25 protein-coding genes are annotated in these 24,026 nt (G+C 41.5%); 17 read left to right on the forward strand and 8 right to left on the reverse strand.

All coding sequences use genetic code 11. The features are described from left to right. Positions 1-4 precede the first annotated feature (4 nt). The gene (locus ACM2FC_RS05665) at positions 5-490 is read left to right on the forward strand and encodes a YajQ family cyclic di-GMP-binding protein (protein ID WP_498479894.1); all 486 of its coding nucleotides are present in this window, start codon (positions 5-7) and stop codon (positions 488-490) included. A 29-nt stretch (positions 491-519) separates the two neighbouring features. On the opposite strand, the gene ACM2FC_RS05670 is transcribed toward ACM2FC_RS05665, so the two are convergent. Beyond that, positions 520-1,458, reverse strand: coding sequence for a precorrin-2 dehydrogenase/sirohydrochlorin ferrochelatase family protein (locus ACM2FC_RS05670; protein WP_498479895.1), 939 nt, complete (start codon positions 1,456-1,458; stop codon positions 520-522). A 537-nt stretch (positions 1,459-1,995) separates the two neighbouring features. Between ACM2FC_RS05670 and ACM2FC_RS05675 the strand changes: the two genes are divergently transcribed. From ACM2FC_RS05675 to ACM2FC_RS05700, 6 genes are all read left to right on the forward strand, one after another. Further along, a complete protein-coding gene (locus ACM2FC_RS05675) occupies positions 1,996-3,024 on the forward strand; it encodes an amino acid ABC transporter substrate-binding protein (RefSeq protein ID WP_498479896.1) in 1,029 nt (342 codons plus the stop codon). Between the two features lie 64 nt (positions 3,025-3,088). Then, positions 3,089-4,294 (forward strand): amino acid ABC transporter permease, encoded by a 1,206-nt coding sequence (locus tag ACM2FC_RS05680; protein ID WP_498479897.1) that lies wholly within the window; start codon positions 3,089-3,091, stop codon positions 4,292-4,294. Positions 4,295-4,297: 3 nt separating this feature from the next. After that, positions 4,298-5,395: an amino acid ABC transporter permease gene (locus ACM2FC_RS05685; RefSeq protein WP_498479898.1), complete on the forward strand. Its 1,098-nt coding sequence runs from the start codon at positions 4,298-4,300 to the stop codon at positions 5,393-5,395. Positions 5,396-5,436: 41 nt separating this feature from the next. Beyond that, positions 5,437-6,201 (forward strand): amino acid ABC transporter ATP-binding protein, encoded by a 765-nt coding sequence (locus ACM2FC_RS05690; protein ID WP_498479899.1) that lies wholly within the window; start codon positions 5,437-5,439, stop codon positions 6,199-6,201. Between the two features lie 153 nt (positions 6,202-6,354). Beyond that, the gene (locus tag ACM2FC_RS05695) at positions 6,355-7,017 is read left to right on the forward strand and encodes a Bax inhibitor-1/YccA family protein (protein WP_498479900.1); all 663 of its coding nucleotides are present in this window, start codon (positions 6,355-6,357) and stop codon (positions 7,015-7,017) included. Between the two features lie 130 nt (positions 7,018-7,147). After that, on the forward strand, positions 7,148-7,477 hold the full coding sequence (locus ACM2FC_RS05700; protein WP_498479902.1) for a TusE/DsrC/DsvC family sulfur relay protein: 330 nt from the start codon (positions 7,148-7,150) through the stop codon (positions 7,475-7,477). A 24-nt stretch (positions 7,478-7,501) separates the two neighbouring features. On the opposite strand, the gene yccX is transcribed toward ACM2FC_RS05700, so the two are convergent. After that, positions 7,502-7,774 carry an acylphosphatase gene (gene yccX, locus ACM2FC_RS05705; RefSeq protein ID WP_498479903.1) on the reverse strand — a complete coding sequence of 91 codons (273 nt, stop codon included), beginning with the start codon at positions 7,772-7,774 and terminating at the stop codon, positions 7,502-7,504. Positions 7,775-7,922: 148 nt separating this feature from the next. Between yccX and ACM2FC_RS05710 the strand changes: the two genes are divergently transcribed. Together ACM2FC_RS05710 and ACM2FC_RS05715 are read left to right on the forward strand one after the other, a co-directional pair. Next, positions 7,923-9,116: a class I SAM-dependent methyltransferase gene (locus tag ACM2FC_RS05710; RefSeq protein WP_498479904.1), complete on the forward strand. Its 1,194-nt coding sequence runs from the start codon at positions 7,923-7,925 to the stop codon at positions 9,114-9,116. A gap of 57 nt (positions 9,117-9,173) precedes the next feature. Next, entirely contained in the window at positions 9,174-9,527 is a 354-nt protein-coding gene (locus ACM2FC_RS05715; protein ID WP_498479905.1) for a DUF2750 domain-containing protein, read from the forward strand. 56 nt (positions 9,528-9,583) lie between these two features. On the opposite strand, the gene queC is transcribed toward ACM2FC_RS05715, so the two are convergent. Continuing rightward, positions 9,584-10,282 carry a 7-cyano-7-deazaguanine synthase QueC gene (gene queC, locus ACM2FC_RS05720; protein ID WP_498479906.1) on the reverse strand — a complete coding sequence of 233 codons (699 nt, stop codon included), beginning with the start codon at positions 10,280-10,282 and terminating at the stop codon, positions 9,584-9,586. Positions 10,283-10,292: 10 nt separating this feature from the next. Next, positions 10,293-10,982: a 7-carboxy-7-deazaguanine synthase QueE gene (gene queE, locus ACM2FC_RS05725; protein WP_498479907.1), complete on the reverse strand. Its 690-nt coding sequence runs from the start codon at positions 10,980-10,982 to the stop codon at positions 10,293-10,295. Between the two features lie 136 nt (positions 10,983-11,118). Between queE and ACM2FC_RS05730 the strand changes: the two genes are divergently transcribed. Continuing rightward, positions 11,119-11,922 carry a Cof-type HAD-IIB family hydrolase gene (locus ACM2FC_RS05730; protein WP_498479908.1) on the forward strand — a complete coding sequence of 268 codons (804 nt, stop codon included), beginning with the start codon at positions 11,119-11,121 and terminating at the stop codon, positions 11,920-11,922. Positions 11,923-12,037: 115 nt separating this feature from the next. On the opposite strand, the gene ACM2FC_RS05735 is transcribed toward ACM2FC_RS05730, so the two are convergent. Genes ACM2FC_RS05735 through prpB form a run of 4 tightly spaced genes read right to left on the reverse strand, consistent with a single transcriptional unit; the run spans position 12,038 to position 16,077 of the window. Next, positions 12,038-12,508: a GNAT family N-acetyltransferase gene (locus tag ACM2FC_RS05735; protein WP_498479909.1), complete on the reverse strand. Its 471-nt coding sequence runs from the start codon at positions 12,506-12,508 to the stop codon at positions 12,038-12,040. An 18-nt stretch (positions 12,509-12,526) separates the two neighbouring features. Beyond that, positions 12,527-13,975 (reverse strand): bifunctional 2-methylcitrate dehydratase/aconitate hydratase, encoded by a 1,449-nt coding sequence (locus ACM2FC_RS05740; protein ID WP_498479910.1) that lies wholly within the window; start codon positions 13,973-13,975, stop codon positions 12,527-12,529. A 24-nt stretch (positions 13,976-13,999) separates the two neighbouring features. Then, positions 14,000-15,124, reverse strand: a complete 1,125-nt coding sequence (prpC, locus tag ACM2FC_RS05745; protein WP_498479911.1) for a bifunctional 2-methylcitrate synthase/citrate synthase — start codon at positions 15,122-15,124, stop codon at positions 14,000-14,002. Between the two features lie 59 nt (positions 15,125-15,183). Further along, positions 15,184-16,077, reverse strand: a complete 894-nt coding sequence (gene prpB, locus ACM2FC_RS05750; protein ID WP_498479912.1) for a methylisocitrate lyase — start codon at positions 16,075-16,077, stop codon at positions 15,184-15,186. Between the two features lie 371 nt (positions 16,078-16,448). Between prpB and ACM2FC_RS05755 the strand changes: the two genes are divergently transcribed. The 7 genes from ACM2FC_RS05755 (at position 16,449) to tssC (ending at position 23,992) form a co-directional block, all read left to right on the forward strand. Beyond that, positions 16,449-18,431, forward strand: coding sequence for a type VI secretion system Vgr family protein (locus ACM2FC_RS05755; RefSeq protein ID WP_498479913.1), 1,983 nt, complete (start codon positions 16,449-16,451; stop codon positions 18,429-18,431). Continuing rightward, positions 18,431-19,009, forward strand: a complete 579-nt coding sequence (locus ACM2FC_RS05760; RefSeq protein ID WP_498479914.1) for a DUF6931 family protein — start codon at positions 18,431-18,433, stop codon at positions 19,007-19,009. Before ACM2FC_RS05755 ends, ACM2FC_RS05760 begins: the two co-directional genes overlap by 1 nt. After that, positions 19,006-19,308: a PAAR domain-containing protein gene (locus ACM2FC_RS05765; RefSeq protein WP_498479915.1), complete on the forward strand. Its 303-nt coding sequence runs from the start codon at positions 19,006-19,008 to the stop codon at positions 19,306-19,308. Before ACM2FC_RS05760 ends, ACM2FC_RS05765 begins: the two co-directional genes overlap by 4 nt. 802 nt (positions 19,309-20,110) lie before the next feature. Beyond that, on the forward strand, positions 20,111-21,439 hold the full coding sequence (locus ACM2FC_RS05770) for a type VI secretion system protein TssA (protein ID WP_498479916.1): 1,329 nt from the start codon (positions 20,111-20,113) through the stop codon (positions 21,437-21,439). Positions 21,440-21,466: 27 nt separating this feature from the next. Next, positions 21,467-21,988 (forward strand): type VI secretion system tube protein Hcp, encoded by a 522-nt coding sequence (locus ACM2FC_RS05775; protein WP_498479917.1) that lies wholly within the window; start codon positions 21,467-21,469, stop codon positions 21,986-21,988. Positions 21,989-22,007: 19 nt separating this feature from the next. Beyond that, positions 22,008-22,511: a type VI secretion system contractile sheath small subunit gene (gene tssB / locus ACM2FC_RS05780; RefSeq protein WP_498479918.1), complete on the forward strand. Its 504-nt coding sequence runs from the start codon at positions 22,008-22,010 to the stop codon at positions 22,509-22,511. After that, on the forward strand, positions 22,511-23,992 hold the full coding sequence (gene tssC, locus ACM2FC_RS05785) for a type VI secretion system contractile sheath large subunit (RefSeq protein ID WP_498479919.1): 1,482 nt from the start codon (positions 22,511-22,513) through the stop codon (positions 23,990-23,992). The genes tssB and tssC overlap by 1 nt, the downstream gene beginning before the upstream one ends. Positions 23,993-24,026 lie beyond the last annotated feature (34 nt).

Consider the following 24,026-nt stretch of genomic DNA (forward strand, 5'->3'; position numbering starts at 1 on the left):
CATTATGCCATCATTTGATATCGTCTCTGAAATCAACACTGTAGAGCTAAGAAACGCTGTTGAAAATGCCTCTCGCGAGCTGTCTACTCGTTTTGATTTCCGAGGAGTCGACGCCTCATTCGAGTTACTCAAAGAAGAAACCGTTAAACTCAACGCTGAAGATGATTTTCAACTTAAGCAAATGCGAGATATTTTGCGAGGAAATCTCACTAAGCGTGGTGTGGACGTCAACTCTATGGACTCACAAACCGCTGAACAATCGGGTAAACTGTGGAACCAAAATGTTACGTTTAAGCAAGGTATCGACACGCCAACAGCGAAAAAAATTGTGAAAGCGATTAAGGATGCCAAGATCAAAGTTCAAGCTGCGATTCAGGGCGAAAAAGTTCGTGTTACTGGAAAAAAACGCGACGACTTACAGTCTGTTATCGCATTAGTAAAGGAAGCAGACTTGGGGCAACCGTTCCAATTTGAAAACTTTAGAGACTAAAAATTAAAAGCTCCTTCTTAGGAGCTTTTTTACATCACCGCTCCTAACTTAAACAACTTGCTTTGCCCAACGAGCAAATTAAATTCACTGCTGCCGGATGGTATCAATACACAAAGTCTCTCCGAACCACCTTTCGCTTCCTGCAGCAAAGTCGCCAACTCCACTGCATCCTTAAAGGGCTTCCTATTTGCATCCCTGCGAACCAAGTCAATAAATTCAAAAGGGCAATCAATCGGGTGAAAGACTAACTCTGCTGCTTGCATTTGCTGAAGTGCTTTTAATGTTAAGAGCTCTACATCGAGACCAAACTCTATCCAGTATGTCGTCGCCTCCTCATTTCTGCTTTCCTGAAGCATAGATTGATATACAGACTCCAACTGTTCACGACTATGTGCTTCGTTTACTAGTCTGCTATCGAAAAATAACTCCCAAAAGCGCTTACGTTCAGTCACATTTGAATAGTGCTCTTTAATCGAATTTCTTTTTGATGCCGCAAACTCAGCAAGCAACGAAGTGTTCTGTGGAAGTAGTGACTCAACGGTCTGCCTAATTTTTCTCACTAGTACCGGAGAGGCACCGCCACTTGAGATTGCTACTTGAATCTTACCTCTGTTGATTACTGATGGTGTAATAAAGTCGCAATACGGCGTGTCATCGACAACATTGACCCAAATCCCGAGCTTTTTTGCATCTTCATAAATTTGGTGATTAATCGTCGGGTTGTTGGTCGTCGCCCACAGCTGAACAAACTCAGAAGAAAGCAAGTCGGAAGAGTAGAAGTTCTTGATCCAGTGGCATTGATTTTCCTCCACCCACTTTTGTAATTGGCTTTCGATTTTAGGGGAGATGATAGTAACCAAAGCCCCTGCTCTCATCAGCATTTCCACTTTACGAGTAGCGACCTCCCCTCCACCAATAACTAATACGGGTTTGTGATTTAAGTCGAAAAACAACGGAAAATATTGCATTTAAACCCTTTCTGCTAAAATTAGAAAACTTTATTGGATAGCCAAGCGTAACAAAAATATCATCACCTTCACACGTTAAGTTGCTGAAAGCACACACTTAGGTACATATAGCTGCTGAATGCAACTTATTAGCATCAACATTCACTACAAAAATAATTTTCTCTTTATATTTTACTTTATTTATATAAAAACCTGCTTTAAGCAACTACACATTCCCTCTTTTCCCAAATTAAAGTAATAACGATGCTCACGTATACCGAATTAAGTTCTCTTATTTGAACGTATGAAACAACACACTTTATTTACATTTAGGAAACATTTAGACATTCTAATAATGGAATTTAGGTGTGATGTGAGTCAAAATTCTTTTCAAATTAAACATTTGAGAAATTTGAAATCCTTACCTACGCTTATAACTGGTTGATTTGCATGTGAGGGACAAATCTCATATGAGGCCAGCTCAGTTATAGCAAAATTTACTTAGTAAGTTGTATCTGAATTTAACGGTTTAACAAAGTTAATACAGGAAGGAAACAAATGGCAAATAAACTAACACTTCTTGCCTCCGTCGTAGCTGCTTCTACTGCGTTGGTCGCAAACAGTGCTTCAGCTGCTGATAGTACACTAGACAAAGTGACTAAACAGGGATTTTTGACGTGTGGGGTAAGTGCAGGCCTGCCCGGTTTTTCTAACCCAAACTCCAAAGGTGAGTGGGAAGGTATCGATGTTGAATACTGCCAAGCTATTGCAGCTGCGGTACTAGGTGACAAAACCAAAGTCAAATACGTTCCTTTAACTGCAAAAGAACGTTTTACCGCACTACAGTCTGGCGAAATCGATGTTCTTTCTCGTAACACAACTTGGACACTTCACCGTGATACCGCTCTAGGTCTTAACTTTGCTGGCGTGAACTATTATGACGGTCAAGGTTTCATGGTGAAAAAGTCTCTTGGCGTGACAAGTGCTAAAGAACTAGATGGCGCTTCTATTTGCGTTCAGTCTGGTACGACTACCGAGTTGAACTTAGCCGACTACTTCCGTACTAACGGCATGAAATATAAACCTGTTGTATTTGATACAGCTCCTCAGACTTCAGCTGGTTTTGATGCTGGACGTTGCGACGTTTTAACCACAGACCAATCCGGCTTGTATGCTCTTCGTTTGAATCTAAAAGATCCTAAGTCTGCGATTGTATTGCCTGAAATCATTTCCAAGGAACCTCTAGGCCCGGTTGTTCGCCAAGGTGATGATCAGTGGTTCAACATTGCTAAGTGGGTTTTGTTCTCAATGATTAACGCCGAAGAGTTCGGGATTACTTCTAAGAATGCCGATGCGATGCTGAAGTCTAAAGATCCTAACATTCAAAGAATCCTAGGTCTTTCTGGTCCAAAAGGTAAAGGTTTAGGAATTCGAGACGATTGGGGCTATCAAATCGTGAAGCAGGTGGGTAATTATGGTGAAAGCTTCGAGCGTACTGTAGGTAAAGGCTCACCATTGCAGATATCACGAGGGATAAACGCCCTTTGGAATGCTGGCGGCATCATGTACGCCCCACCAATTCGATAAACCTTGTTTAAATCTGGGCGGGTTAATCCCCGCCCTTGCTACATAGATTAGAGGTTACTGCTGTATGAAGCCTACTGACAATTCTACATCTGATTCGCAGCTCAGAGGGGCAAAAGGTAAAAACCTGTTTTACAACCCAACGTTTCGCGCTGCTGCTATTCAAGTCATTGCCATCTTTCTCTTAGTCTTCTTTTTCTACACTATCGTCAACAACGCACTCACTAACCTCGAGGCTCGAGGCATAGCGACCGGTTTTGGCTTTTTAAACCAAGAAGCTGGGTTTGGAATTGGGTTAAGCCTGATTGACTATAACGAAACCTACTCATACGGACGCACCTTTGTAGTCGGCCTTTTAAATACCGCCCTAGTGTCCTTTTTAGGAATAATTTTAGCAACAGTTCTAGGTTTTGTTATTGGTATAGCGCGCTTGTCATCTAATTGGTTGGTAAGCCGATTTGCAGCGGTATACATAGAAACTTTTCGTAATATCCCTTTGTTGCTACAGATTTTCTTCTGGTACTTCGCTGTTTTACAGGCTCTACCCTCACCTAGACAAAGTATGAGCCTAGGCGAAGCGGTGTTTTTGAATGTACGTGGACTCTACTTCCCAGAACCCATATTTGAATCGGGCAGCATTTTTGTCTTACTTGCTTTATTAGCAGGAATATGCGCGACAGTAATAATAAATATATGGGCCAACAACAAGCAAAAACTGACCGGACAACAAACACCAATGGGGCGTATTGGGCTGCTTCTATGTGTAGTACTTCCCGTTGTGGTTTATTTCTTAATGGGCTCCCCAATCAGTGCGGAATATCCAACCCTAAAAGGATTCAACTTTACGGGTGGTATCAGCATAATACCTGAGTTAGCAGCCTTGCTGTTAGCCTTGTCCATTTATACCGCATCCTTTATTGCAGAAATCGTCCGCTCTGGTATTAATGCCGTGAGTCATGGTCAAACAGAAGCTGCAATGAGCTTAGGCTTACCACGCACTAAAACATTAAAACTTGTGGTTATTCCGCAAGCATTGCGAATCATCATTCCACCGCTCACTAGCCAATATTTGAATTTGACGAAAAACTCTTCCCTAGCAATGGCAATTGGCTATCCAGATCTTGTTTCTGTGTTTGCGGGTACAACTTTAAACCAAACAGGTCAAGCCATTGAAATAATCGCTATGACCATGGCTGTTTATCTCACATTGAGCTTAGCCACCTCAGCAATAATGAATATGTACAACCGAAAAGTTGCATTGGTCGAGAGGTAAAATATGAGCAAGCATAAATTTTTACCAGATTTACCTCCACCAGCGAATACAGTTGGTGTAATTGGCTGGCTTCGAAGAAACCTATTTAACGGGCCATTTAACTCAATCATTACGATTTTACTTGGATACTTTGCTCTACTAGCGATTTGGAATATCTTTGATTGGGCAATACTCAATGCAGATTGGATAGGAACGACACGGGAAGATTGCTCCAGAGCTGGCGCTTGCTGGGTATTTATCAATGTGCGTTGGGAGCAGTTCATGTATGGGTTCTACCCGCATGAAGAGCTTTGGCGCCCTAGGCTATTCTACATTACGCTCGCGATATTTACTGTTCTATTAGCATACGAAAAAACACCTAAGAGGCTTTGGATTTGGCTATTTTTTGTCAATATCTATCCGTTCTTAATGGTTGCTCTTTTATATGGTGGCGTATTCGGGCTTGAAGTCGTCGATACCCACAAGTGGGGTGGATTGTTAGTTACGCTAATCATCGCATTGGTAGGAATTATCGTCTCTTTACCGATAGGGATTGTCCTTGCGTTAGGGCGAAGATCCGAAATGCCAATAATTAGAAGTATGTGTACTGTCTACATTGAAGTATGGCGTGGTGTACCATTAATTACTGTTCTCTTTATGGCATCGGTTATGCTACCGCTATTTTTGGCTGAAGGCTCCGAGACAGATAAACTTATACGAGCCCTAGTGGGTGTTGTAATGTTTAGTGCCGCCTATATGGCGGAAGTCGTCCGGGGCGGCCTTCAAGCAATCCCTAAAGGTCAGTATGAAGCGGCAGATGCACTTGGACTGAGCTATTGGAAAAAAATGGGGCTAATCGTTCTACCACAAGCGTTAAAAATCACCATCCCATCAATTGTTAATACCTTTATTGGACTATTTAAAGATACCAGCCTTGTACTGATCATCGGCATGTTTGATGTACTAGGAATTGGTCAAGCAGCTAACACTGACCCAGAATGGCTCGGTTTTGCTACCGAAAGTTATGTGTTTGTCGCGTTAGTTTTTTGGGTCTTTTGCTTCGGAATGTCTCGATACTCAATTTGGTTGGAAAACAAATTACACACGGGACACAAGCGTTAAGAGTTTCATGAGCAAAATGATTTCAGATTTGAGGAAAAATTATGACACAAGCAGCTAACCAAGAATCATCAGAGGCAATGATTCAAATAGAAGGCATGAACAAGTGGTACGGCGAGTTTCATGTATTAAAAGACATAAACTTAAACGTTCGTAAAGGTGAGAAAATCGTTATCTGTGGACCATCAGGTTCAGGGAAATCCACGATGATTCGCTGTATTAACCGCCTTGAGGAGCATCAAAAAGGCCATATTTTTGTCTCTGGTAATGAGTTAACGGAAGATTTAAAAAATATCGAAGCGGTTCGACGAGAAGTCGGTATGTGCTTTCAACACTTTAACTTGTTTCCGCATTTAACGGTTCTGGAAAACTGCACATTGGCACCGATTTGGGTAAAAAAAATGCCCAAGTCTGAGGCTGAAGAAATAGCGATGAAATACCTTGAACGGGTAAAAATCCCAGACCAAGCAGAAAAGTATCCAGGGCAACTTTCTGGTGGACAGCAGCAAAGGGTAGCGATTGCGCGCTCTCTATGTATGAACCCTCAAGTCATGTTATTTGACGAACCAACTTCAGCACTCGACCCTGAAATGGTTCGCGAAGTTCTAGATGTTATGGTAGAACTCGCGGAAGAAGGCATGACGATGCTTTGCGTCACCCATGAAATGGGATTCGCGAAAGAAGTCGCCGACCGAGTAATATTTATGGATGCAGGTGAAATTATCGAAGAAAATAATCCGGTTGATTTTTTCGAGAATCCTCAATCAGATAGAACACAAAACTTTTTAGCGCAGATTTTACATCACTAACTATTTGGCACTGTTCATGAGATTAGCTAGGGCAAATATGTTATATCGTGTTACACATTAAGAAAAACCGATTGCATAAAAGACTTGATTTTCTGAACTTTCAGCCCCATAAATGTACATAATTATATACGAATACCTTTAACGAGGAATATTATGACAAGTCCTATGTATACTCGCACTTCAAGTCAACAGCAAAGTGCGTTACAGACAAACAAGGTTTTGCGCAACACCTATGCGTTACTTGCGATCACTCTCATTTGGTCGGCAATGGTTGCGGGTGTCACAATGGCACTGAATCTTCCTAGCCCTGGCATTATCATAATGCTTGTCGGCTTCTACGGTTTGCTCTTCTTAACTGAGAAGAACCGTAACAATGGCATGGGTTTGGTATTTACATTCCTATTTACAGGCTTCTTAGGTTATACCGTCGGTCCCTTAATTAACATGTACGTAGGCGCTGGCATGGGCGATATCGTCCTAACAGCTCTTGGTGGCACTGGTTTAGCGTTCATCGGTGCTTCTGCTTACGCACTGACGACTAAGCGCGATTTATCAATGCTTGGCGGCCTGATTATGTCATTATTTGTTGTGTTAATTGTTGGCATGATTGCAAGCTTCTTCTTACACTCTACAACGTTACACCTAGTGTTGAGCAGCTTGTTTATCATCTTCTCTACTCTGGCGATTTTGTATACAACCCAAGGTATTATCCGTGGTGGTGAAACTAACTACATTTCTGCGACCATCACTTTGTTTGTATCTATCTACAACATCTTTATCAGCTTGCTAAGTATTCTTGGTATTACTAGAGACTAGCATCGTAAATATATTGTGATTAAAAAAACCTGACGGTTTACGCTGTCAGGTTTTTTAATGCCTCACTCTTGAGATTTATAACCACTATCCGTACCCTACCACTAGTTCAAGTAACAAAAGCAATCTATCTATGTTTGTATACAACGGTAAATCAATCGAAACTGACGCTCAGGGCTACCTTCTCAACTACCAAGAGTGGGAAGAAGGAATGATTGAAATATTGGCCAAAGAAGAAAATATCGAGCTCACCGATGCCCATCTTGAAGTAGTGCATTTTGTTCGAAACTTTTACGAAGAATTTAACACCTCGCCTGCCGTAAGAATGCTGGTCAAAGCAATGGAAAAAGCTCACGGACCTGAGAAAGGTAACAGTAAGTATCTGTTCAAATTATTTAAGAAAGGGCCTGCGAAACAAGCCACTAAGTTAGCTGGCTTACCAAAGCCTGTAAAATGTTTATAGATAGCGATAATCCTGTAGAAACCACTACAGGATCTTAAACCCTTTGTATTCTTTATAGTCTGAAGCTTCCCTAGCTAAGTTTTCAACTGTCGCAGTTTTTGGTCCAACGGTTAGCCACTCCGCCATGTGATTAATTTGAACTTCTGAGCCGCATACCACGACTTCTACGTCACCATTATTCAGGTTTAAAGCGTATCCCGTTAACCCAAGAATCATACCTTGGTGAGCAGTGTGATAGCGAAAGCCAACCCCCTGCACGATTCCTGATACCGTAAATTTTTCGCACTTCTTTGTCATTTTGATACCTTTATTTACAACTAGCGCTACAGAAAAAATAGTAGCGCTCTAAGCGACAAGTGGTCTACGGTTTTTCTTGATTACATTGCAATTTGGGATCAGTTGCAGGACAATGGCGCCCCTTTGAATAAATGTATAGAGATTAACGATGCCAGCGATTTATCTAGTGAAAGGCCGAGACAAATCCGTTCGTAGAAAACATCCTTGGATTTTCTCTCGCGGCATAGAGCGAGTTGAAGGTAAACCCCAGCTGGGTGAAACTGTCGATGTGTTATCTCACAAAGGTGAATGGCTAGCAAAAGCGGCATACTCTCCCAACTCTCAAATTCGTGCGCGAGTATGGACAACCGAGCCGAACATAGAAGTTAACCAAGATTTCTTTGTTCAACGTATCAAAGACGCTCACCTAGTTCGCCAAGAAGCTATAGCACGCTCAAGCTTAACTGGGTTCCGGCTCATTGCAGCAGAGTCTGACGGGCTACCAGGGGTGACTATCGATAAGTACGATAGCTATCTTGTTTGCCAACTCCTTAGTGCTGGAGCTGAGTTTCACAAAGATACCTTAGTTGAAGCATTACTTGAAGTTTTCCCTGAATGCAATATATACGAGCGCTCAGATGTAGCAGTTCGCAAAAAAGAAGGCTTAAAAGAAAGAGTCGGTGTCTTACATGGGGACACACCACCAGACTTCACTACCATTGACGAAAATGGTTTGAAGATTTTGGTTGATATTAAAAATGGCCACAAAACTGGGTTTTATTTAGACCAGAGAGATAGCAGACTAGAGTCAATGAAATATGTTCAGGGCAAAGATGTTCTCAACTGCTTTTCGTATACTGGCGCATTTGGCCTCTACGCATTAAAAGGTAATGCGAAGCGCGTAATCAATGTCGACGTATCACAGCCCGCTCTCGATACTGCAAAACAAAATGCACTTGAAAACAATTTAGATATCAGTAAAAAAAGAGCCGTGTTTTTAAATGCCGATGTTTTCCAAGTCCTTAGAGAATATCGAGACCAAAAAACAAAGTTTGATGTGGTCATTATGGATCCGCCTAAATTTGTTTCTAGTAAACAGAACCTGACTTCAGGCGCTAAGGGCTATAAAGATATCAATATGCTAGCCATGCAGATACTAAAGCCTGGTGGTACATTGCTGACTTATTCCTGTTCAGGGCTTATGGATACTGGCTTATTCCAAAAAATCATTGCCGATGCGGCGTTAGATGCAAATAGGACAGTCAAATTTGTTGAACGTTTCGAGCAAGCTGCCGATCATCTTACAGATAGTGCTTATCCTGAAGGGTTCTATTTGAAAGGCTTTGCCTGCAAAGTTTTGTAATGTTTTTGTATACCAATACTGCTACTGTTATTTAGACGAATAAATAAAGAGATACCCATGAGTAAACTTACCGATGATATCCAAGCAAACTTAGAGCTATTTGTTACCGATTCAAAATCAACACAATTAGTTTGGGGGCTTAAAAATGACGATGGTTGGCTGTCTTGCGAATCAACTGAATTTGAAAACAGCGAAGTCATGCCATTTTGGTCTAGCAAAGAAGACGCTTCGATACATAACGTTGAAGAGTGGGAAGATTTTGAAGTGCTAGAGATCCCACTAGATATTTTTGTGGAAGACTGGCTTTTGACCCTAGCAGAAGATGGTGTTCTGATAGGAGTTAACTGGAATGACCAACTTGATGGTAAAGAAGTAGAGCCAGAAGAGTTAGCGAAAATGTACGTAGACTGAGCTTCTATAAAACGTGGCGCCTCTTGGCGCCACACAGTTGTTTCGACAGAGTTACCCTAAACCGCTCCACTTCCCTGTTTTTTCTTTACACTCTCTAAAATCGAGTCACGGTTATCTAAATAATTATCTAAACCAGCTTTTCTTAATAGACAAGCTGGACATTCACCACAACCATCACCAATGACACCGTTGTAGCAAGTGAGTGTTTTCTCTCGAACATAGGTTAACGCTTGAAACTGATCGGCTAGGGCCCAAGTCTCTGCTTTATCAAGCCACATAAGTGGCGTTTCGATTCTCATTTGTTTATCCATGCCAAGTACCAACGCTGAGTTCATCGCTTTTACAAATTCGTCTCGGCAATCTGGATAACCTGAATAATCAGTTTCACAAACCCCTGTGATAACAGTATCTGCACCGATTTGATACGCATAAATACTCGCTAAGGTGAGAAACATAATATTCCTTCCTGGTACGAATGTATTTAAAAAACCGTTTTCTTGTAAGTCATGAGACACTTCAATATTGTCTCTTGTTAGAGAGCTAGCAGCCAACTCGCCTAAAAGGTTAACATCCATAATCTTATGCGCAGTAACACCAAGCTCAACAGCAATATTTTTCGCGACTTCAATTTCAAGCTTGTGTCGTTGCCCATAGTCAAACGTAATCGCATGAACCTCGTCATACTCTTCCAATGCCTTTACTAGACAAGTCGTGGAGTCTTGCCCGCCACTAAACACGACGACTGCTTTCTTCATTTCACTATTCCTAAGCAATATTTAAATATTTGTGTGATTGGATAGATAAGCGCCAATTTCTTTCAATGCACGTCTGAATACATAGTTTGGTCGCTCTTTCTTTTTGACTTATTGGTTGCAGAGCGATCTGAACGTCAGGTTTTAACGATACTCGAGAAAGTAACTCATCGAGATGAGCAATATCTTTGTCTGTGGCTACCGGATGTTTGATCTCATTCGCTCGCTCAAGTGCACTATTTAGAACTGGCAACTTACCTTTCATTGCCACTTTTGGTGACACTGTCACCCATGTATCTTCCGTAGTCCTGATTTCTGAGGTTCCACTGGTTTCGATTTGACAGAGGCAACCTATCGCTTCAAATGCACGAGACAAAGAAGTTAAATCATAGCTACACGGTTCACCACCGGTAATTACGATATGCTTAGCTGTAAAGTTAGCTGAAGTGTAGGCGTCTACTATATCCTGAGCAGTAACATTGGCCCATGAAGGGGAATCTTCTTTTTTGTTTAAGATAGATTCAAATGATTGGCCGTCGTCAAGGTTAATATCCCATGTTTGCTTAGTATCGCACCAAGCACAACCGACCGCGCAACCCTGTAAACGAACAAACACAGATGGCACGCCAGTAAACACACCTTCACCCTGTATTGTCTGAAACATTTCATTAATCTTATACAATTTAGAGCCGATCCTAATCATACATACTATTTGAAAACCGTGACATTAAATGAGTAGGCACCTTAGGTCAAATTTATCTGTTCAATGATTTTAAAATCATTAAACTCGAGAATAAATAGTCTTGATACTTATCGCTTATTTAGGTTTTGGAGAAGTTATGTATAAGCTGATTGCCCTCGATATGGATGGAACGTTGCTCAACTCGCGAAAAGAGATTTCCCCTCGTACAAAGAAAGCAATATCTCTAGCGCGTGAGAAAGGAGTAAAGATCGTACTGGCTTCTGGCCGCCCTATTGAGGGGATTCGTCCATTCTTAGAAGAGCTTGGAATAGAAGGGGAAAATGAGTATGTGGTTTACTTCAATGGCAGTATGGTCAATGAATTAGGGTCGAATACTAATATTTATCAGCAAATACTCAATGGCGACAGCGCGAAAGACATTCGTGCACTTGCTAACGAGCTAGAGTTACATTGTCACGCATTCAGTACAGTCCACGGGGCAATTACACCAAAATCAAACCCATATTCTCAATTGGAAGCCACTGTGAACGGTATATCTGTAACTGAATTCGATTTTGATTCTCTTTCTGGTGACCATCCAATCATCAAAGCCATGATAGTAGAAGATGAAACTAAGCTGACTATGGCAGTACCACATATACCTGAACATCACAAAAGTAAATTTAATGTGGTAAGAAGCTCACCTCATTTCTTAGAGTTCTTAAATCCTAAAAGCAGTAAAGGTTTTGCTCTGGAAGCGATTGCTAAACATTCTGGTATAGAACCTAAAGAAATGATCGCGATTGGCGACGCGGAGAATGACAATCATATGATCGAGTTCGCTGGATTGGGTGTTGCTGTAGGTAATGCGATGGAAACGACGAAGTCTGTCGCAGACGAAATAACTCTGACTAACGAACAAGAAGGTGTAGCGACGATTATCGAAAAATATGTTCTTTAGAGTTTCGTAGGCCTTAGTTAACCTCAGGTTTGGATAAGTCAGTTAATGGCTAATGTACATTGTCGTTGCACAGCGATTGCGACAATGTACACTCAAAAGGCCAACAAACCATAAACTAAAGTGCTTTTCTGAGCCAGCGAATATGATCTGAAAAAAGCAAGTTCTGATAAAACTTTTGAGCAGACTTATTGAACTCCCAAACCTCAACAAAAACTTGCTTCACTCCATAATCTTCAAAGCTAGTTTCAATTTTTGCTACCAAAGCCTTTGCCACTCCCTTTTGTCGGTATGCTTTTTTCACAAATAGCTCATCAATGCTGCCCATTTGTACAGGTTTACTAACCTCAGATACCAATTCACAGAAATGCCCGGTAACAAACCCTACGATCTGTTGCTGTTCTTTTGCCACAAAAACAATTCGCTCAGGAGTATTAATATAGGACGTAATATCCTTATCCTGAGCAATTTCAGAAGCAGATTTAAAATGCTCAGGGCATTGTTCATGATGCTCCTGATGTAAGTCGTACATCAACTGGTCTAATTGTGGCAAATCGACAGAGCACGCAGCAACAATCGTATAGGTCATTTTATTAAAGCTCGTTCATTACTTAACAAACATAGCCATAAACTCATTAACAGGCATATGCTCAAACTCTTCATGATTCTTACATACACTCATAATACGTGCCACTTTTTGTGCGTCAAATAATGTAGAAAGGTTACTTTCTAGCTTAGATTCTAAAACAGGAATACCTTCCTCTCTTCTTCTTCGGTGTCCAATAGGATACTCCACACAAACTTCTTCACTAGTAGAGCCATCGTTGAAGAAAATTTGTAGAGAGTTAGCAATGGACCGTTTATCTTGCTCTAGGTATTCACGAGTAAATCTAGCTTCTTCAACCACTTCCATTTTATCTCTCAGCTCATCGATCAGAGGTTGGTTCAAATGGAAATTATCTTCATAGTGATCGGCTGTTAACTCTCCTGTAATAAGCGGAACAGCAACCATATACTGCAAACAATGATCTCTATCTGCTGGGTTGGCTAGCATGCCTTGCTTCGAAATAATGCGAATGGCAGATTCATGAGTTTTAATAACTATTTTCTGGATATCATGCAGCTTATCTTTCACTTGGGTATGCAGTTTAACCGCACACTCAACAGCAGTTTGAGCATGGAACTCAGCAGGATAAGAAATTTTGAGCAGTATATTTTCCATAACATAGCTGGAGTATGGGCGATTAATTACAAATGTATTTCCTTTAAACTGAACATCATAGAACCCCCACTTTTCTGCAGAGAGCACTGATGGAATGCCCATTTCTCCTTTCATCGTAATGAGAGCAAGGCGCACAGCCCTTGATGTCGCGTCCCCTGCCGCCCAGGATTTTCTCGATCCTGCATTCGGTGCATGACGATAGGTACGTAGCGAGCAACCATCTACCCATGCTTGCGACAATGCATCGACAACTTGAGAACGACTGCCACCAAGCATTTTTGTCACTACCGCAACAGAAGCAACACGAACCAATAAAACGTGATCTAGGCCAACTCGATTGTAACTATTCTCAAGCGCTAAAACTCCCTGAATTTCATAGGCTTTAATCATAGCCACCAGCACATCTTTCATGGTTAAAGGCATTTCACCATTCGAAACCGCTATTTGGCTTAAATAATCTGCAACTGCTAATATCGCACCCAAATTATCTGATGGATGCCCCCACTCCGCTGCTAACCACGTGTCATTAAAATCTAGCCAACGTACTAAGCAACCAATATTAAAAGCGCCAGTAATAGGATCTAGAGTGAAATTGGTCCCGGGCACTCGACAGCCGTTTTCAAGCGAAATCCCAGGTACCGTCGGCCCTATGTGTTTCGTACATTCCGGAAATTTTAATGCAAGAACACCGCACCCCAGCGCATCGATAAGACAGTTTCTCGCTGTATTAAAAGCTTCATTGGAAACTATCTCTGCATCCATCACATAGTTAGCAATATCAACGAGCACTTGATCTGGTGATGGGCGTACGTTGATGTCTACATTTTGATTCATTGATCTTTCCTCAATTTACAAAAACTATCGATTTTCAATAGGAACCCACGCCTGCAACTCTGGGCCAATGTACTCTGCACTTGGACGGATAATTCGATTATTCGCACGCTGCTCAAATATGTGTGCTGTCCACCCCGTCACTCGGCTCATCACAAATATTGGTGTAAATAATTTGGTTGGAATGTTCATAAAGTGGTAGGCAGAAGCATGGAAAAAGTCTGCGTTGCAAAATAGCCCTTTTTCCCTTTTCATGACTGACTCAACTCTTTCCGAAACCGAATATAAACGTTGATCGCCAACATGCTGGGAAAGCTTTGCAGACCATTTTTTTATAAGTTCATTGCGAGGATCAAACTCCTTATAAATAGCATGACCAAATCCCATTATTTTTTCTTTGCGCGCCAACATTCCGAGAATTTGATTTTCTGCTTCTTCAGGGGTCTGCCAGTCTTGGATCATAGCCATGGCAGCTTCGTTAGCTCCACCATGTAAGTTTCCTCTTAATGTACCAATCGCTGCCGTAACACAAGAATGAATGTCAGATAATGTAGAAGCGCATACTCTAGCTGCAAACGTAGAGGCGTTAAATTCATGCTCGGCGTACAAAATTAATGAGCAGTTCATAACTTGAGTAAAAAGCTCCGAAGGGCTGGCATCATTGAGCAGTGAAAGAAAATACCCAGCAATACCATCTTCAACCTGACTTTCAGTATCAACACGTACGCCATCATGGCTAAAGCGATACCAATAACACACTGCTGCAGGAAAAACCGAAATCATCCTTTCAGCATGATTCACTTGATTGTCAAAGCCGTGCTCCTGTTCTAAGTTTCCTAATATAGAACAGGACGTTCTTAATACATCCATGGGATGGGCATCTGCTGGTATACTTTCGAGCGTACTCTTAAGTACACTTGGGAGCCCTCTTAACGATTTTAATTTTTGCTTGTACTGCTCTAGCTCTGAAACATTTGGCAAAGATCCACGTAATAAAAGGTGTGCAACTTCCTCAAACTCAGCATGATTTGCTAGGTCTACAATATCGTATCCCCGATAGGTTAATCCTGTTCCTGCTTTACCTACTGTACAGAGTTCCGTCGTGCCCGCATTTTGGCCTCTAAGACCTGTACTTGTGTGTCCTTTATCCATGTAAAACTCCTTAGCTTAGAAGTTAATAGGTCGTTATTTTAGTTTTGTGGCGTGTCGTACTATTTAGAAGAAAACAATTCGTCTAACTTGTTTTCATATTGGTGATATTTGAGATGCGTATAGAGCTCTTCTCGGGTTTGCATCTCATCTAAAAGCTGTTGTTGCGTTCCAGATGACATCAGTTGCTGGTAGACATTTTCTGCAGCTTTATTCATTGCGCGAAATGCACTTAATGGATATAAAGCCATATTAACGCCGCTGGAGATTAGCTGTTGACGATCATATAAAGGTGTTTGACCAAATTCTGTGATATTAGCGAGTATTGGGACATGTCGACCGAGAGCACTATCAACCTGTTGGGAAAATGTTTTGTACTGTTCTAAGGAAGTCATCGCTTCGGGGAATAACATATCTGCCCCGGCCGTTACGTAGCCAATAGCTCTCTCTACCGCACCCTCAAAGCCTTCAACCGCAAGAGCATCGGTTCGAGCCATAATAACGAAGTGTTCATCTACTCTGGCATCTACAGCAGCTTTGACTCGGTCAATCATTTCAGACTTACTGACGAGAGCCTTATTTGGACGGTGACCGCAACGCTTTTGGTTGACTTGGTCTTCAATATGAACAGCAGCGACACCCGCTTTTTCCATCTCTTTGACAGTTCGAGATATACTAAATGCGCCACCAAAACCCGTATCAATATCCACTAACAGGGGTAGCTCACAAGCGTTAGTGATCCGGTTAGCATCTTCCAGTACATCGTTTAACGTCGTAATTCCAAGATCAGGCAAGCCAAAAGAAGCATTAGCCACCCCGCCCCCAGAAAGATAGATCGCTTTATGGCCAATATTTTTTGCCATCATCGCACAATAAGCATTTATAGCGCCAACGACTTGAAGCAAATCGTTATTTTTCACTTCATCTCGAAATTTTTTACCAGGACTGAGTTTCATGCCCTAACCCCTTCTTGTATTATATTGAGTTAAGCTTATACCCAACTAAATATGAATACGCATATTCTGCTATTTGAGTGAAGATCCACTAAAAAACTAAAATAGTTGGGTATATCAATACTTAAATCTATGCATTTTTATGAATCACTTGGTAAAGTGTTGATAGGGAGATTTGTTTGATGCATCACACAAATAAACTTCAAACAGCGCAAACTTACATTGTGATTAATAAAATGGATTACCTTTATATAATTAAAACAAATTAGATCTTTAAAGATACTAACAATTATAATGAACTTATAGAGAAAGTATTTTCAGTGATATACCCGCAGGAAATTCTAGGGTATTAAAATAACCATTAGGATATACGTATGCCTGATAAGTTTTCCGCTTCAGCAAGTTCCATTTCCGCGAAAGATTACAAAAGCAAAGAGCACACTGTGACCAGTTTTACCGTCACTGAAGAACTTTCCAAACCGTTTGAAATCGTTTTAACTCTTGTGTCAAGTTCGTTTGAAATTAGTTCTCAAATAGGGCAAAAGCTGACAGTCAACCGCTACGACAAACAGTCTGGTAGCCTAAAACTAGCGCGGAGCTACAACGGTATCATCACCAATATAAGACATGTTGGTATGGATGCTTCTGCGCAGTATGCGAGTTACGAGGTCACTTTGAGGCCCTGGCTATGGCTGTTAACGCACACTCACTCATTTCGGGTTTATCAAACTCAATCAACTAAAGACATAGTTTCCGATATCTTTACTTCTACAGGTTTTAGCGGCTCGTTCAAAGTTAACAGTTTACCTTCTACGAAACGGGAATACTGCCTGCAATACAATGAGTCAGACTATGACTTTGTCGCTCGATTGCTATCTGAGGAAGGGATTCATTACTATTTTGAGCACAGTGACGGAGACCATACTCTCGTTTTACAAGACGCCAAAAACCCATTCAGTAAATCAGATATTTCTAAGTTTGATATGGCTGAGACCAGAGCAGGTTCCAACCCAATTATAGAAAAATGGATGCCCACATCAGACTTTCACGGTGCAAGTATCGAACTGAGTGCTTACGACTATTCGCAATCAAAGCTTGTTTCCAGTAAAGCAAGTAAGTCCAGCAATTCAGTTGGCAACAACTCGAAATTAGCCTCTGTCCATTATCCTACTTTGGGCATCGTTGGTGATACTTCTGATTTAGCTAGCAACCTAGTCAAACGAAGGATTGCTCAAATCGAGCAATGTTATAGCCAGGTGATCGCCACTTCTGAGAACGACTACTTTTACGTAGGTACAACATTTTCATTGAGCACCCACTTAGACAAATCTCAGCTAGGAGATTTCTTAGTTGTAAAAATGCGTACTCAATATAACTCAGACAACACTTGTTCAAGTGAAGTCGAGCTCATGCCTACTTCAACGCCACACTATCCGGAAGTTCTACCTAAACAGAAAGTTCACGGGTTACAAAGTGCCATTGTCGCAGGCTCGACTGCAGGAGATATCAACCAAGACGAACAAGGGCGTGTAAGAATACAATTTCATTGGGACACAGAAGCGAGTGGTGATAAAACCAGTTGTTACGTAAGAGTCGCACAAATGATGGCTGGAAGTGGCTATGGAGCCCAGTTTATTCCAAGGGTTGGACACGAAGTATTGGTCGCTTTCATTGACGGCGACCCTGATCAGCCAATCATCACTGGTAGCGTTTACAACAGTAAAAATGCCCCTCCATACGCTGAAGCTAACACAACCAAAACGGGTGTGAGTACAAAACTACAAGGTTTGACCAACGAATTTTATTTCGACGATAAGAAAGACAATGAGCTCGTCTACTTACATGCAACCAAAGACTTAACTCAAGACATTGAAAACAATCAAACAGATACCATTAAAGGTGAGTATAAACAGACTGTTACCAAGCAAATGACCATATCTACAGAAGATAATTATTCACTCACCTCCAGCAAAGATATCACTGAAAAAGCGAAAAACATATCGTTAGAAGCTGATAGCTCAATAGAATTGAAAGTTGGATCGAGCAAAATTACTATGTCTTCGTCATCTATTTCTATCGAAGCAACAAGTATCACCGTCAAAGCGAGTAACGCTTTGAGTATGCAAGGCACTTCTGTCGAAAGTAAGGCAACGTCTTCAAACAAAATATCAGGTGCGACCACCGCACTAGAAGCACAGACTTCAAACTCAATCAAAGGTTTGAGTGTTGCGATTAAAGCCTCCACGACGCTAAGTGCCGAAGGCTCACTGAGTGCTGAATTTAAGTCTGGGCTCAAAGGCACTTTCGATGGCGGCGTTTTAGGTGAGCTAAAAGGTGCAATAGTTAAGGTAAACTAATGATTTACAAGAAAATACCATATAAGACTGGCTTACAAATATTAAACCGATTTAAAGCAAGTGAAGAAGCAACAGAACTCATTAGTGAAGATATGTCTGTATCAGACGCTATCAATGCTCTGAAAGGGTCAGAACTTCACTTCGACTTAACTCAATTTTTGGCGCATGGCTTACCCGTAAGAGAATCTATTTGGTGGGCTTCATTGTGCTTAGACATTCGCAAAAATGAATGGTCCCCCGTTCAAAAAAATTGTATTGATACCGCTAGGTCGTGGGTGAAAAGCCCAAGCGAAGAGCTTCGCAGAAAATCAGAACTATTTGCAAATCGCTTGGAACAAAATTGTGGACCTTCATGGTTAGCTCAGGCTGTGTTTTGGAATGGTTCCGGTAGCATTGTTGCCGCAGATCTTCCAGCAGTACTGCCCGACCCGAACTTATATGCAAAAGCTGTATCTGGCGCGGTCAATCACGCAGCAGCTCTTCCTGAGTGGGAAGGGACAAAAGAGTACTATCAACAATCTTTCGCTATGGCACTAGATATCGCTACTGGTGGAAATGGCAAGGAGGTAGACGCATGACATTACCAGCAGCTCGATTGGGAGATATGCATGTTTGCCCAATGCAAACGCCCGCTGTTCCCCCTATCCCACACGTTGGTGGCCCTATCGCGGCACCTGGAGCACCCACTGTACTCGTTGGCAATGTGCCAGCAGCAACTATGGGGTGTCTTTGCACTTGTGTCGGTCCTCCAGACTCAATAGTAAAAGGCAGTGCTACAGTTTTGTTTTGCAGCACGCCTGCAGCCCGTATGGGAGACACCACCGCCCATGGTGGGTCCATTGTTCTCGGTATGCCAACAGTGCTTATTGGCGGATAATCTCCGCTATAATACCCAAGATATCTTTAGGTTCACATCATGTTTAATAGCCTTATAGATACTTGGGTTTTTATTTATTTTAATGCAATCTTGTAACATTTAGCGAGTTTTCCCCAATCTACTCACCTTTCATTCAGCAATATCTCATATACTGAACAATAAGTGTGTATATGAATCAATAAGATATTTTCAATATTCAACTTATTACTACTTTCAGCGTTAGTTGGATGATATTCAATTAAGTGCTATAAAACCAATTGATATTATGTATCTTTAGGCAAGTGAAATAATATTAAATTGCCCAATTCAAAAATTAACTAACAAAACTTCGATTATTTTGAAGCCACTCCTAGATTTATCATGCAACTTGGTTCATTGTATTCTTGTATTAAAGAGTGACCGGTTATATCCATTGTAAGATGATAAAAAATTAAGTGTTGCACGAAAACTAGCTAACCCGGTGATTATTATCCCAAAAATATAAGTTTCACCCTGACAAATAATGATGAAACGCACATAAAGTTTGCTAACAACATTCAATTTATCTAAACATTGCTATACTGATTTATGTAATTTACACATTGGCAAAATGTTATAGAATTGTAAGTGTGACACATTACTTTTGGCATATTATAAAAACAATTGTTAAGGACAACCAACGCTGAAAACTTCGATTGATATCTATTAGATTTCTGCAACTTTCTGTTGCGAATCATTAAGCTTTGATGAAAATCAGGTAAGCAGTAGCTTAGCTTTAGTAACCAATTTTACATACAGTTCAACTATTTAAGATGGAAAGTCTATGATAGATGCGGAGAGTTTTTTGGCTCCAATTTCAGACGAAGAGCCTTGCGGAAGCTACCTTAAACTTGATAGAAGTGCTTACAGAGGAATAAGAAACGCATATAACGCTGCCCAATCTTCATTCAGGCAGTTGGTTGAAACTCCTGATGCAGCACATGACGAAACTTTACTGGAAAACAACGCTAACAGTTGGGAACAACTAAGAGAAGTAACTGAAGAAGCGCTGTTACAAAAGACGAAAGATCTTGAAATATTAGGGTGGTTTATTACTAGCCAGCTGTTTACAAGTTCTCCTTTTGAAAACCTAGCACAATCGGTTGGCTTAATTGGCGGCTTTGCGACTTCTTATTGGAGTGACCTTAACCCTAAACCGCCCGAAGAAAAGCTGAAAGCTTCCGACGACAATGGGAAGAAAAAGGAATGGGCTGAATTTAAAGTAAAACCACTGCTTCAACTTGTCGGAGAATCCAAAGAATCTACGTCTCTGTATGTCCCCTTACAAATGCTTTCAGTGATTGGTGATATTACCTACGGCGATTACCTGAGAGCTGAAAAAAATGGCACACTTGGCGCTTTGAAAGAAGAGGCAAGCTCCTCTTTCTCCAGCGAGTGCAAAGAAACACTACTTTTTCTATCAGAAGCTTATGTCAATCTAGAGGACTCTGAAAAAGCGATCTCAGAAAAGTGTAATGAAGATGGTGCTACTGCGATTAGCTTTCGCTTTATTAAAAATAACATCGAAGAAATTATTAAATCCATTCAGTTCTTGGTGGGTGACAAAATCCGACCATGGCCACTAGATTCAAATTATCACATCGCCTCCGAGCAACCTGCTGCTGAACCCACAGGTGCAGAGCCTTCAAATGACGCAGAGACAAACACATCTCCCGACGCAGCAACAAGCCAGCAAACGATTACCGTCGCCGCTGTAGCTGCTGGAGAAATTATAAACCGAGACCATGCTTTTAAAGAGTTAAGAAAAATTTCCGAATATTTCAGAGAGACTGAGCCACATAGCCCAATTTCGTTCCTTCTTGAAAGAGCGATCCGCTGGGGCTACCTATCTTTACCAGAACTATTTGAAGAAATGATTGGTACAGAAGGTTCAACTCTTGGACAAATCAATCAACTCACGGGTATGGATAACCTTGAGGCTGTCGACTTAGAAGGTATTTCTATATTTGATAAGCCAATGCGGAAAGTTAGTAGCAACGATAGTGCAAGTACAACTAACGAAACAAATACTAAAGATTTCGAAGCGAGTAATGAAGCTTCGGAGGAAGTCGACTCTTCCACTTCTAGTGGCGGGGCAGATTTTGAATGGTAAATAACTCCAAAACGAGAGGAATAAAGAATGGCTGGACTATACTGTAGAATTGATGGGTATTCACCAAAAGGAGCTGCAACGGTAAAAGATATCGGTGGTAAAAAAGATCTTTTTGCTCTTGACAGCCTCTCTTGGTCTGCAATTAGGGGAGTTGGAATAGATGTAGGTAACGCAAACAACGCTGACCAAGGTATGGTTGCCTTAGGTGAAGTAAATATTTCACGTGGTTGCGATGGAGCAACAGCTTATGTCGCTTCGTTCCTATACTCTCCTGGAGATGCAGGAAAAAAAGTCGAGTTTATCGTAACAAAGCCCGACCGTAGCGGTAAAGGTGTTGTACCTGTGTTGATAATCACACTAGAAGGCGCTCGTATATCTAGCTACAACATGGGATGTACCGATGGATCACTGCCAAACGAAAGCTTTAGTTTAGTCTATAAATCAATTTCTAAAGCATATTACATCGAGGATGACGCTGGAAAAATCGAAAAAGGACCAGAGGTAGCATTTGACGTCCCAACAGCTGAAGCAACCTCATTAGCCAAATAAATGACCAAGGAGTAATATTGTGGCACTTAACTCCCAACACAAACGTGTAAGCAAAAACCGTGTAAGTATAACTTACGACGTTGAAACTAATGGCGCATTAGAAACCAAGGAGCTCCCATTTGTTGTTGGGGTTATTGGTGACTATTCCGGTCATAAGCAAGATAAAGAAGATGTAGAAGACCGTACGTTTTATAACCTTGACAAAGACAACTTTGACGCGGTTATGAAGCGTGTCGGTCCAGAATTAACTTTGAAAGTCGACAATGTTCTTGCTGACGACGATAGCCAATTCGAGGCTGCTTTAAAATTCAACTCAATGAAGGACTTTCAGCCTGAGGCTGTGATCGATCAAGTTGAGCCGTTGAAAAAGTTAGTCGAAACAAGAAACCAGTTAAAGACTTTACTTTCTAAATCCGACCGTTCTAGAGATCTAGAGAAGCTTTTAAAGGAGGTGCTGCAAAGTGCCGACACAATCAATGCTTTATCTGACGAGCTTGGAATCAAGAAAGAAGGAGATGAGTAATGAGTGCAGAAACCGAAAATCAAGGACAAGCGGAAGCTGCCGAAGGCTCACTAAGTTTTTTGGATCGCGCTATTAGCGCTACTACCCAAACCCCGGCTGACACCACAAAAGAGCTTTTCTCTGTTTTAGCAGAGCAAGCTTTATCCGGCACGGTCACTTGGGATAATAACGTTACTAAAACAATTGAAAACGCTATTGCTGAAATTGACAAACAGCTTTCAAAACAACTTTCAGCTGTAATGCAGCAAGACGATTTTCAAAAGCTTGAAGGCTCTTGGCTTGGTCTACAAAAATTAGTCAAGGAAAGCGAATTGGGGGCCAGCCTTAAAATTAAAATGGTCGATTTCTCTCAGGATGAGTTGCTAGAGCAGTTCGAAGACGCTCCTGCGATAGATCGAAGCCCACTTTTTAACGCTCTATACCAAGACGAGTTTGGTACTGCAGGTGGTGAACCTTATGGCACATTCATTGGAGACTATGAATTTAGTGCAAAAGATGAAGATGTCGCATTGCTCCGTTACATGGGTGAAGTAGCAGCAGCATGCCACTCACCATTCATTGCGGCCGCAAACCCTCAAATGTTTGAATTTGATAGCTTTACAACATTTGACGAACATAAACCTGTCGCAGCCGGTTTTGACTCTCCGTCCTATGCAGCCTGGAACTCGTTCCGTGAAAGTGATGATGCCCGCTATGTCACACTAACGTTACCTAGAAGCATGGCTCGTCTACCTTATGGTTCAAAAGGGCTTGGCTGTAAACTTTTTGACTTCGAGGAGTTAGATACCGATAAAGATGGTAACCCGCGGCCGAAAGACAACAGTGAGTTGGTTTGGTCTAATGCAGCATACGATCTTGGTTTAAAAATGACTCAAGCGTTTACTGCTTTCGGCTGGTGTACTGCGATTCGCGGATTGGATAACGGCGGTAAGGTAGAGAGTCTACCTAACTTAACTTATAAAACCGACGCAGGTGACTTAGTTCAACAATGCCCGACAGAAGTCAATCTGACTGATGAACGTGAAAAAGAGCTCAGTGATCTAGGGTTCCTACCTTTAGTCCATTATAAGAGCTCAAATTACGGGGTATTTATCGGTGGACAAACGACGCAAAAGCCCAAAACCTATACCGACCCAGATGCGACTTCAAATGCAGCAATATCCGCTAGACTCCCATATATAATGGCTAGTGGTCGTATTGCACATTATTTAAAAGTGATGGGGAGAGATTGGCTGGGTTCTAACTTAGAAGCTGAAGATGTCAAGAAGAGACTACAAGCTTGGATAGATCAGTATACCAACGCTGGGGCAATAGGTAATGAACAGCGCTCCAAAACTCCGTTGGCTGAGTCTGCTATCTCTGTAGTTGAACAACCAGGGAAACCTGGCGCTTACTCTGCAGTTGCACACCTTAGACCATGGTTACAACTTGAAGAACTTACGACTTCTGTTCGAATGGTTGCCAAAATCCCTGGCGGTTAATTAATACCTGAAAGTGACGCGGCCGGAGCAATCC

Source organism: Vibrio sp. A37 (assembly GCF_059777565.1).

Excerpts from the sequence above, each read along its gene's own strand:
- ACM2FC_RS05665 (WP_498479894.1), top strand. The coding sequence starts at position 5 with ATGCCATCATTTGATATCGTCTCTGAAATCAACACTGTAGAGCTAAGA.
- ACM2FC_RS05670 (WP_498479895.1), bottom strand. The coding sequence starts at position 1,458 with ATGCAATATTTTCCGTTGTTTTTCGACTTAAATCACAAACCCGTATTA.
- ACM2FC_RS05675 (WP_498479896.1), top strand. The coding sequence starts at position 1,996 with ATGGCAAATAAACTAACACTTCTTGCCTCCGTCGTAGCTGCTTCTACT.
- ACM2FC_RS05680 (WP_498479897.1), top strand. The coding sequence starts at position 3,089 with ATGAAGCCTACTGACAATTCTACATCTGATTCGCAGCTCAGAGGGGCA.
- ACM2FC_RS05685 (WP_498479898.1), top strand. The coding sequence starts at position 4,298 with ATGAGCAAGCATAAATTTTTACCAGATTTACCTCCACCAGCGAATACA.
- ACM2FC_RS05690 (WP_498479899.1), top strand. The coding sequence starts at position 5,437 with ATGACACAAGCAGCTAACCAAGAATCATCAGAGGCAATGATTCAAATA.
- ACM2FC_RS05695 (WP_498479900.1), top strand. The coding sequence starts at position 6,355 with ATGACAAGTCCTATGTATACTCGCACTTCAAGTCAACAGCAAAGTGCG.
- ACM2FC_RS05700 (WP_498479902.1), top strand. The coding sequence starts at position 7,148 with ATGTTTGTATACAACGGTAAATCAATCGAAACTGACGCTCAGGGCTAC.
- yccX (WP_498479903.1), bottom strand. The coding sequence starts at position 7,774 with ATGACAAAGAAGTGCGAAAAATTTACGGTATCAGGAATCGTGCAGGGG.
- ACM2FC_RS05710 (WP_498479904.1), top strand. The coding sequence starts at position 7,923 with ATGCCAGCGATTTATCTAGTGAAAGGCCGAGACAAATCCGTTCGTAGA.
- ACM2FC_RS05715 (WP_498479905.1), top strand. The coding sequence starts at position 9,174 with ATGAGTAAACTTACCGATGATATCCAAGCAAACTTAGAGCTATTTGTT.
- queC (WP_498479906.1), bottom strand. The coding sequence starts at position 10,282 with ATGAAGAAAGCAGTCGTCGTGTTTAGTGGCGGGCAAGACTCCACGACT.
- queE (WP_498479907.1), bottom strand. The coding sequence starts at position 10,982 with ATGATTAGGATCGGCTCTAAATTGTATAAGATTAATGAAATGTTTCAG.
- ACM2FC_RS05730 (WP_498479908.1), top strand. The coding sequence starts at position 11,119 with ATGTATAAGCTGATTGCCCTCGATATGGATGGAACGTTGCTCAACTCG.
- ACM2FC_RS05735 (WP_498479909.1), bottom strand. The coding sequence starts at position 12,508 with ATGACCTATACGATTGTTGCTGCGTGCTCTGTCGATTTGCCACAATTA.
- ACM2FC_RS05740 (WP_498479910.1), bottom strand. The coding sequence starts at position 13,975 with ATGAATCAAAATGTAGACATCAACGTACGCCCATCACCAGATCAAGTG.
- prpC (WP_498479911.1), bottom strand. The coding sequence starts at position 15,124 with ATGGATAAAGGACACACAAGTACAGGTCTTAGAGGCCAAAATGCGGGC.
- prpB (WP_498479912.1), bottom strand. The coding sequence starts at position 16,077 with ATGAAACTCAGTCCTGGTAAAAAATTTCGAGATGAAGTGAAAAATAAC.
- ACM2FC_RS05755 (WP_498479913.1), top strand. The coding sequence starts at position 16,449 with ATGCCTGATAAGTTTTCCGCTTCAGCAAGTTCCATTTCCGCGAAAGAT.
- ACM2FC_RS05760 (WP_498479914.1), top strand. The coding sequence starts at position 18,431 with ATGATTTACAAGAAAATACCATATAAGACTGGCTTACAAATATTAAAC.
- ACM2FC_RS05765 (WP_498479915.1), top strand. The coding sequence starts at position 19,006 with ATGACATTACCAGCAGCTCGATTGGGAGATATGCATGTTTGCCCAATG.
- ACM2FC_RS05770 (WP_498479916.1), top strand. The coding sequence starts at position 20,111 with ATGATAGATGCGGAGAGTTTTTTGGCTCCAATTTCAGACGAAGAGCCT.
- ACM2FC_RS05775 (WP_498479917.1), top strand. The coding sequence starts at position 21,467 with ATGGCTGGACTATACTGTAGAATTGATGGGTATTCACCAAAAGGAGCT.
- tssC (WP_498479919.1), top strand. The coding sequence starts at position 22,511 with ATGAGTGCAGAAACCGAAAATCAAGGACAAGCGGAAGCTGCCGAAGGC.